The organism is Mesorhizobium sp. M1396 (genome assembly GCF_040317725.1).
GTDB lineage: Bacteria > Pseudomonadota > Alphaproteobacteria > Rhizobiales > Rhizobiaceae > Mesorhizobium.
In genome coordinates, this window is record NZ_JAMYLA010000104.1 from 1 (window position 1) to 8478 (window position 8478).

6 protein-coding genes and 2 pseudogenes are annotated in these 8478 nt (G+C 59.6%); 4 read left to right on the top strand and 4 right to left on the bottom strand.

The genetic code is table 11. The features are described 5' to 3' along the window. The 3 genes and pseudogenes from NKH02_RS33460 to NKH02_RS33470 form a co-directional block, all read right to left on the bottom strand. Positions 1-465, bottom strand: a 465-nt coding sequence (locus NKH02_RS33460) for a reverse transcriptase domain-containing protein (protein WP_502913893.1), incomplete at its 3' end; no start/stop codon positions are given. 168 nt (positions 466-633) lie between these two features. Further along, positions 634-996, bottom strand: a complete 363-nt coding sequence (locus NKH02_RS33465; protein ID WP_352884063.1) for a hypothetical protein — start codon at positions 994-996, stop codon at positions 634-636. A gap of 148 nt (positions 997-1144) precedes the next feature. Then, positions 1145-1450, bottom strand: a pseudogene (locus NKH02_RS33470) (transposase); the annotation flags it as partial. 458 nt (positions 1451-1908) lie between these two features. Between NKH02_RS33470 and NKH02_RS33475 the strand changes: the two are divergent. Beyond that, positions 1909-2707 (top strand): annotated as a pseudogene (locus NKH02_RS33475) (IS5 family transposase). A 55-nt stretch (positions 2708-2762) separates the two neighbouring features. Here NKH02_RS33475 and NKH02_RS33480 read toward each other — a convergent pair. Further along, a complete protein-coding gene (locus tag NKH02_RS33480) occupies positions 2763-3662 on the bottom strand; it encodes a MurR/RpiR family transcriptional regulator (RefSeq protein WP_352884065.1) in 900 nt (299 codons plus the stop codon). A gap of 444 nt (positions 3663-4106) precedes the next feature. On the opposite strand from NKH02_RS33480, the gene NKH02_RS33485 reads away from it, so the two are divergent. From NKH02_RS33485 to NKH02_RS33495, 3 genes are all read left to right on the top strand, one after another. Continuing rightward, positions 4107-6170: a hydantoinase/oxoprolinase family protein gene (locus tag NKH02_RS33485; RefSeq protein ID WP_352884067.1), complete on the top strand. Its 2064-nt coding sequence runs from the start codon at positions 4107-4109 to the stop codon at positions 6168-6170. 5 nt (positions 6171-6175) lie between these two features. Continuing rightward, positions 6176-7915: a hydantoinase B/oxoprolinase family protein gene (locus NKH02_RS33490; protein ID WP_352884069.1), complete on the top strand. Its 1740-nt coding sequence runs from the start codon at positions 6176-6178 to the stop codon at positions 7913-7915. Positions 7916-8126: 211 nt separating this feature from the next. After that, positions 8127-8478 (top strand): aminotransferase class III-fold pyridoxal phosphate-dependent enzyme (locus tag NKH02_RS33495; RefSeq protein ID WP_352884072.1); only part of this gene is annotated, 352 nt, incomplete at its 3' end.

Genomic DNA, 8478 nt, shown 5'->3' on the forward strand with positions numbered 1-8478 from the left:
CGTTCCGGCAATGCACAGACCATCGTCCGCATATCGACACCATGGAAGGTCAGGATGCGGCCGGGTCATCCACAGATCAAATGCATAGTGCATGAAGAGATTCGACAAGATCGGGCTGACAACGCCCCCTTGCGGGGTACCGCGTGTGCGCTCGACGACTTCCCCGTTCTTCTCCATCGGCGCTGCCAGCCATCTTTCGATGTAGAGCAGAGCCCACTTGCATGTGACGTGCTTCCTGACCGCCTTCAGCAGGAGATCGTGCGGAAGATTGTCAAACAGCCCTTTGACTTCGAATCCCAGAACCCAGTCATGCTTCCAGCATCGCTGACGCGTGACGCCAACTGTATCCAGAGCCGATTTTCCCGGCCTGTAGCCGTAGGAGTCTGGAAGAAAGAGGATATCCAAATCCGGCTCAATCATCTGCTTGACCACCCTCTGTGCGATCCGATCGCTGACGGTGGGCACACCCAAAACCCTTTTCCCCACTCTCCTTCGGAATGGAGACAGCGCGAAACGGCGGTGGAAAGTACGTCCCTGAGGAGACCATGTAGAGGTTTCCTGTCATGACCTTCGACTTGCCGCGATGGCCATAGTCTCGCCGGCGGGACGCGGCCCGATCGTCGGTCGTGCTGATCAGTCGGGAATCGGCGATGGCGACGCCATCAGCGTGCGCAGCAGCGCCGCCGCATCGAGGCGGTCCGTCTTGGCGCGGCGGGACCGGCGGTCGACCAGGATGCTAGCCGCGTCCAGAACCTGATTGTCGATGCCGCGGTCGCACAGGAAACGATGCAGCCAGAAACCGTCGTAGCCGGCCTCGTAGCACGACATTACCCGAACTGGACGCGTCAAGGCGGCCTGCGCCTGTTCGCGCCGATGTTCAATGAGAGCCATAAACCCTTCGGTGTCACCTCCTTGCAGGCGATGCAGGCTGATCTTGTCGACCGCCGGCGAGTGCAGGGCCACAAGCCAGGTCGACTTACTCAATTCCAGTGCCATGAAAATCCAGTGCCATGAAAATTGTGACAGTCTTCTCGTCGACGGGCGGCACAGCAACGGATGAGAGATTCATGAGACGTCTCCAAGGTTAGGATGTCGGACCCCGAAACCTTACCTGAGTGCCGCCACCCGTCGCCTCATGGGGATCTTTACCCCCGGCCGCGCAACGATGCGCCCGCACGGCCGAGGAATCGATGAGAAGCTGGGCCGGCGGTCCATCCGCGCCGGCAAGTGCATGGAAGATATCGCTCCATACGTCCTTGGCCGCCCAGCGCTGGAAGCGGTTGTAGAGTGTCTTTCTCGGGCCATACGCTGCTGGCGCATCGACCCAACGACCGCCGCTCTTGACATGGATGATGCCGCTGATGACGCGGCGGTCGTCCACCCGCGGTTGGCCGCGCGTGTCGGTGGGCAGGTGCGGCGGCTGGTTCGGGCACTGGCGGTGGAGATCCACGAGAACTGGCTCGAGGCGACCCGCTACCTCAATATGGATCATTTGCGCGAGCACAAGAAGGAGAGCGTGAGGGCATTGGCCGCCTGAGACGCGGCCGCCATGTCCGCCGCTCAGCTAAACACGGGGGCTGCGCGGCGGACACGCCAACGTCACAGCTACTGCCACCCCACTTTTGCAGAACTTGACGCACACAACTTCAATTCGCTTGGCGACACCCGTCCGCGCCTGTTCTCAGCGCTTACCGAAAAAGCTGCCAAAACTATGGTATTCCTCCAACCTCTATGAGCCTCCGGGGCAGTGCCCGCAGGGCGCGCGCTCCATCCCACTGGTAAAATTTACCTCATCAGGGAGGCTCACTTAGACCCTGACCCGAAACTCGGGATTGGGCTTGGAAGCGGTTGAGTGGCTCCGTCCGTTCTGATTCGCTTGAGTTGTCTAGACTTGAGCGGGATCACGAGATGGGTTGGACGGAGGCCGCCCGCCGGCAATATTGCCGCGTGGGGCAGCGGGATGCAAACGCATTGACGGACAGGGAATGGGCGTTGATCGAGCCGTTCATGCCTGGAGCGAAGGCGACAGGACGACCACGGACGACCGCACTGCGATCGGTAGTGGATGCGCTCCTCTATATTGCCTGGACCGGCTGCCAGTGGCGGGCGTTGCCGGACCGCTTCCCGCCCGTTTCGACGGTTCAACGCTACTTCTATGCCTGGCGAGACAATGGGCTGTGGAGGACCATCAACTTCCACCTGGTGGCTGCGGCGCGCTGGGTCGCGAGGCGAGCCCGAGCGCTGGCATCATCGACAGCCAATCGGCAAAGGCCACGGACGTTGCCGTTTGCGTGGCTACGACGCCGGCAAGACGGTGGACACCGAGGGGCACCTGGTCGGGCTGACGGTGCATACGGCCGAAATCCAGGACAGGGATGGGGCAGTCGGCGTCATCGCCTCCATTCGACAGCTTTACCCGTGGCTGCGCCATCTATTTGCCGACGGCGGCTATGCCGGAGAAAAACTGACGCAGGCTCTCGCCGACCTGGGTACATGGACCATCGAAATCATCAAGCGCTCCGACGCGGCCAAGGGCTTCGAGGTCCTGCCGCGACGATGGGTCGTCGAGCGAACTTTCGCCTGGCTCGGACGTTGTCGCCGGCTCGCCAAGGATTTCGAGGCAACTATCGCCAGCGCCGAGGCATGGATATTCATCGCCTCCATCCGCCTCATGCTCCGCCGCCGCCCAGCTCCAACTCGCACGTAACCGAGTTCGAGTCTTCGGCTCAAGAAACAGAAATCTATGTCGAGCACGTTGATCGTCATGTAACGGCCTTTGAGCGCCGCGCTGGCTCGGCCAGATATTCACCGGTTTCGCGGATTTCCAGCTCATTGCGCTGGATGCGTGCTAACGCATCTGCACCCAGCCTCGATACAGTGAGCGCGACCAGGATATTCGCTATAATATAAGCGCCGGCGACGGAGTCGGGAAAAGCGTAGCTACGCGCCGTCATAAGGAACAGATAACCGGAATACTGTGCAATTGGGGCGTTTTCACTGTCAGTGACCGCAATAACGGTCGCGCCCTGGCCTTTCGCATTTTTCGCCACGTCAGACGTGACGCGGCTATAGGGATAGGAGGTAAACCCTATGACCACGTCATCTTGCGTAAGGTCGTTAAGTTCCAATCCTGATCCTCCACCAGTGTCGAGCAGGTAAGTGTTGGGTTTGGCCTTCCGCAGCGAATAGGCTAGCGAATAGGCAGGAGCAAAGAACGGGCGACGGCCGATTACATAGACCCTCGAAGCGTCGACCAGGGCCTGTACCGCTCCCTCAAGCTGCTTCTCGTTGAGTGTATCAATTGCTGCTCGTTGCACTTCGATTTCACGCTCAGCGAACTTTGCCGCAAAGCCAAGGGCCCCTTCCTCCTGGCCAAGGGTTACAAGCTGCGCAGCGCGGCCCCTGTTGCTGGCCTTCCCGCTAATCAATTCAGTAATATGGACCTCTCGGAATTCATCGAACCCCTTGAAGCCAAGATTTTGAGCCAAGCGCACCAGCGTTACCGACGGCACCCGGGCGCGCTTGGCAAGTTCCCGCATGGAGCGGAAGGGTATCTCGTCACGGTGCGCAATGAGGAATTGGATGGCGGTAGCTGCGTGCCCACGAGCCTCCGGCATAAGCTGACGCAAACTCGCGTCTATCTCGGACGGTTTAGAATTCATGAGCCTACGATCCATATTGCGGATTCAACTTGCCAGATTTCCCGCCGAGAAGCAATTGATCCATATTGACGAATGCTGAACTGTATGATCCAGTCATTCTAGATATGTCCGAGCGTCCCGGGCGGCAAGCAGGGCGCCTGTGCACGGAAGTTGGACGGACGCAGGAGGAAACAGTCTTGGCGGAGACGGTGGATCGTATAGGGCTCCTAGGTCGCGGCTGCGCTTACTTGTACAGCAGGGGTATCCCCCCTGGGGAACTCGTCACAAGTTTCGATAAAAATATGAGCGTTTCGATCGGATTATCGTCCATGCAATGACCTCTCCAATCTCGACCGTGTCCTTTGAGAGGCCAACAATAGCGTAGAATATCGTGAACATCTTAGATTTTGGAGGGGTTGGCGGAGCTCCCCATATCAATTGACAAACACTACAGGAGAACCGGAAGTGGCGAATGAAACTTGGCGAGTGGGGATTGATGTCGGTGGCACCTTCACCGATGTGGTTGCCATCGGCTCGCGCAGTGGGATCCGCGTCCACAAAACCGCATCTACCCCCGAGGACCCCTCCGTAGGTGTGCTAGCAGGAGTCTCCGCGCTGGCAGAGAGCCAGGGTCTTTCGATCCAGCAATTCCTCTCAGCATGCACTCATTTCGTCCATGGCACCACTGTTGCCACTAACACCCTCCTAGAAGGAAAGGGTGCAAAGACGGGTATGCTCGTTACTCGAGGCTTTCGCGATGCTATCGAGATCCGCCGCGGCTTTCGTGAGAACGTATGGGACTATCGGACGCCTTGGCCCGATGTGCTAGTGCCACGCTGGCTGCGCAGGCCGGTAACCGAACGGGTACTGAAGGACGGACGCATCGAAGCTGAAGTCGATCGGGCAGATCTCGATGACGCCATCGCACGGTTCAAGGCGGCCGGCGTCCAGGCGGTCGCCGTCTGCTTCATCAACAGCTACCTTAATGACGCCAATGAAGAACTTTGCGTCCGTTACCTTCGAGAGGCAATGCCGGATTGCTTTGTTTGCGGATCAGCAAAGCTCGCGGCGGTCATGGGCGAGTACGAACGTTCCTCGACGGCTGTCGTCAACGCCTATATTGGTCCAAGGGTCGTTCCCTATCTCCGACAGCTCGACGAGCGCCTTAGTGAACTCGGGATGTCGAATAGGCTTCTTCTCGTTCAAAGCAACGGAGGCGCGGCCTTTATCGACGATATAGAACAGCGCCCGGTTTCCTTGCTCCTCTCAGGACCGGCCGCTGGTGTCGGCGCGCTTGACTATTTCTCTGGGAAAGATGGTCTTGGCGGTCTCATCACGATGGAGATTGGCGGGACGAGTTGCGATGTCATGCTTTATGACCGGGGAAAGGTTAGTGAGACCACCCGGCTTGACATCGCCGGGTACCCGGCGATCACGGCGAGCGTCGAAATCAATACTGTCGGCACCGGCGGTGGCACGATCGCATATGTCGATGCTGGCGGCATGCTGCAAGTCGGACCGCAGGGGGCCGGCTCGCGCCCGGGCCCGGCCTGCTACGGGCTTGGGGGAACGATGGCCACGGTCACGGATGCCCACGTGGTGTTGGGGCGGCTGCGACCCGGCGCCTACGCGGACGGATCGGTCAACATCTGCTCGGAACTCGCGCATGAAGCGATCGCCGAGCACGTGGCACAAGCGCTGGGTCTGACGGTGGAAGGTGCAGCGATCGGCATCATCCGCCTCGCCGAACAGAACATGCTGCACGCAATGGAGCGGATGTCTAGCGAGCGCGGCGTCAACCCTCAAACCCTGACGCTCGTTGCTTGCGGAGGCGCCGGAGCGCTCCACGGTGCGGCAGTCGCTCGCCTTCTGGGATGCCGGTCGGTGTTCGTGCCTCGGCTTGCCGGCGTCTTCTGCGCGTTTGGAATGTGCAATTCCAATATTCGTCACGACGTCATTCAATCCTGCATGGTCGAGCTTTCCGATGAGACGCTTGCGCGGATTTCCGAGCAGGTTGCCGAGCGTGAGGACGAACAACGCGGCCGGCTTCTTGAAAGCTTCTCCAGCGAGGCAATCGTCATCGATTGCTTCTTGGAGCTGCGATATCGCGGCCAACAGTGGACAGTGCGCGTGCCGTTCTTCGGCCGTACGGACAGCATGCAGACGCTGCGACATCGCTTTGAGGAAGAATTCTCCAGCATCTACGGTTATGTGCAGGAACGCAACGAGGTCCAGATCGTCGCCTTTCATCTTGTCGGCAAGGGTCGGTTTCCTGCAGTGGTACTGGAAGCCGCCGAAGCAAGCGCTGAAAGCCCGCAGGCAAGCAGCACCCGCAGCGTTTGGATCGACGCTCGCACTGGCTTCGTCGATGCGCCTGTGTTCTCTCCCTCAAAGCTACATCCCGGGTCAAGGATAATAGGACCCGCCGTCATTGAGGAACTGACGACGACCATTCTGCTCGGAGCGGCGGACGTGCTGCTGGTCGATGAGGGTGGGAACTATTCTATTCAACTTTCTATCTCGGAGTGATGACCATGGCCGTCGACCCCATCATGATGACGCTGGTGCAGAAGCGCTTGGATCATATCTCTCGATATATGGGATGGGCGATGACGCGGACCGCGCAGAGTCCGATCTTCAGTGAGAGCCACGACTTCTCCTGCTTCCTCAGCAATGCCCAAGGCGATGCGCTATCTGTCGCCGACGGTCTTCCGATTCATACGGGGGGAGGCGATTTCGCCGTTCGCGCGGTACTTCGCGACTATGGCGGTGATCTTCACGATGGCGACGTCTTCCTCCTGAGCGACCCCTACGAGGCGGGAGGAAACCATCTTCCGGACTGGACGATGATCCGCCCGATCATCGTCGATGACAGGTTTCTTGGGTTTGCGAGCAACAGGGCACATCAATCCGACATCGGTGGGGGTGCGGCAGGAACCTACAATGCCGCGGCGACCGAGATTTTTCATGAAGGCATCCGGCTTCCCGTGCTCCGCCTCTTCGAGCGCGGACGTGTGCGCGAAGACCTTTGGCGCCTCCTTCTGCTCAACAGCCGCACCTCGGATCTTCTTGACGGTGATCTTGCCGCGATGGTTGGCTCGACGCGCACCGGGCGCGACAGGGTTGTCGCGCTCGCTCGCGAGTATGGTCTCTCTGAAACTGAGGGGGTTTTCACCGCGATCCTTGATCATGCACAGACACTGATGAAGGAGATGATCCGTACAATTCCCGAAGGGGTCTATTATGGCGAGGATGTTTCCGACAACGACTGCTTTGAGTCGATGGACGTACCCGTTCGCGTCACCCTTACCGTAAAGAATGAGCATCTGCATGTCGACTTCTCTGGCAGCGCGCCGCAAATCCGCGGCTTCAAGAACAGCTCGCTTGCCAATACGAGTTCGGCGGTCTTCCTCGCGGTGATGTCGTTCTTCAACGGACGCGTACCGCAGAACCAGGGCGCCATGCGGCAGATGACGATCGACGCACCGCCCGGCACTGTTGTAAACGCCCTTCCGCCGGCGCCGATGACGATGAACACCGTGCATCCGACGAGCGAGATTGTCCACGCCGTCTGGCGCGCCCTTGCGACCGCCATGCCTTTGGAAGGCTATGCCGGCTGGGGAAAGACTTGCTATTGCACTTCGTCGGGACGGAAAGACGACAGCAGAACCTACGTGATGTATCACTGGAACGGGTCGTCCGGGGCAGGAGCCGTCCGGGGGCGCGATGGCTTCCCTGCGGCCGGACAGCTCTGCACCCTCGGCGGGATGAACCTCCCCAATATCGAGACCTACGAGCAGATCTATCCTGTAAGGATAGATCGCTGCGAAATGCGCAAGGACAGCGGGGGAGCTGGCGAGTTTCGCGGCGGAACGGGCCTTGAATATTCTGCCTCGACCAATCAGTCCGCCGAATACTCGTTCCGCAGCGAAGGCAGCCGCAAACCAACCGGCTATGGCATCGCAGGTGGCGAGCCCGGGGTGAAAGGCACAATCGCGGTGACGCTGTTGGAGGGCGGCGAAGGGGTTGCCGTTCCGCAATACGGAATCATGCAATTAGGATCCGCAAGGGTGGACGTCAGCTCCCCAGGTGGTGGCGGCTTCGGAGATCCGCTCAGGCGAGATCCCCTCGCCGTTCAGCGCGACGTGCTAGACGAGATCGTGAGCCCCGAGGTGGCCAGGGACGTCTACGGCGTCGTCCTCAGCTCCAATTCGGTTGCAGTCGATCTTTTGGCCACCGAAGCGCGAAGGGGAGAGCTTTTGCGGGCACGCTGATCCACGCCTTAAGCCCCGGCCGCGCAACTCGAAAAAGTCGCGCTGCTCGGCCCTCTAGTTTCCCGAGGAGCAGGGTTAATTCCGAACGTAACCTCGGAAGCCGAGTAGGCAAGTACGCGTGTGCAGATATGAAGCATTTGATCCTGATTGACATTCTCTGGTTCATATGATCCAGTCACCATCTCAACAAAGGTAGTCAAGGAGTTCGGACATGCAGCGCATTTCAAGGCTAGGCCACAACCGGGGAGAGGTCATTGGGCCGAAGTCTCGCGATGAATTTCAACGTGCGCTCAAGATCACCCCAGGCGGAAGCATGCGTGCTGCGCCTTTCTTCGCTCCCCAGCCGCCTTATGCTGTGTCAGCAGCCGGCTGCTGGATCACCGACGCGGACGGCAGGAAAATCTTCGACTGCGCAAACAACTTCTTCTCGCTCGTTCACGGCCATGCCTTTCCGCCGGTGATTGAGGCGCTGCACAGAGTCCTGGACGACGGCACCGCATTCGGGCTTCCGACTACAAGCGAGACCAGCCTTGCGGAAGCGATCAGAGCGCGCTCGCCGAGGC

Excerpts from the sequence above, each read along its gene's own strand:
- NKH02_RS33465 (WP_352884063.1), bottom strand. The coding sequence starts at position 996 with ATGGCACTGGAATTGAGTAAGTCGACCTGGCTTGTGGCCCTGCACTCG.
- NKH02_RS33480 (WP_352884065.1), bottom strand. The coding sequence starts at position 3,662 with ATGAATTCTAAACCGTCCGAGATAGACGCGAGTTTGCGTCAGCTTATG.
- NKH02_RS33490 (WP_352884069.1), top strand. The coding sequence starts at position 6,176 with ATGGCCGTCGACCCCATCATGATGACGCTGGTGCAGAAGCGCTTGGAT.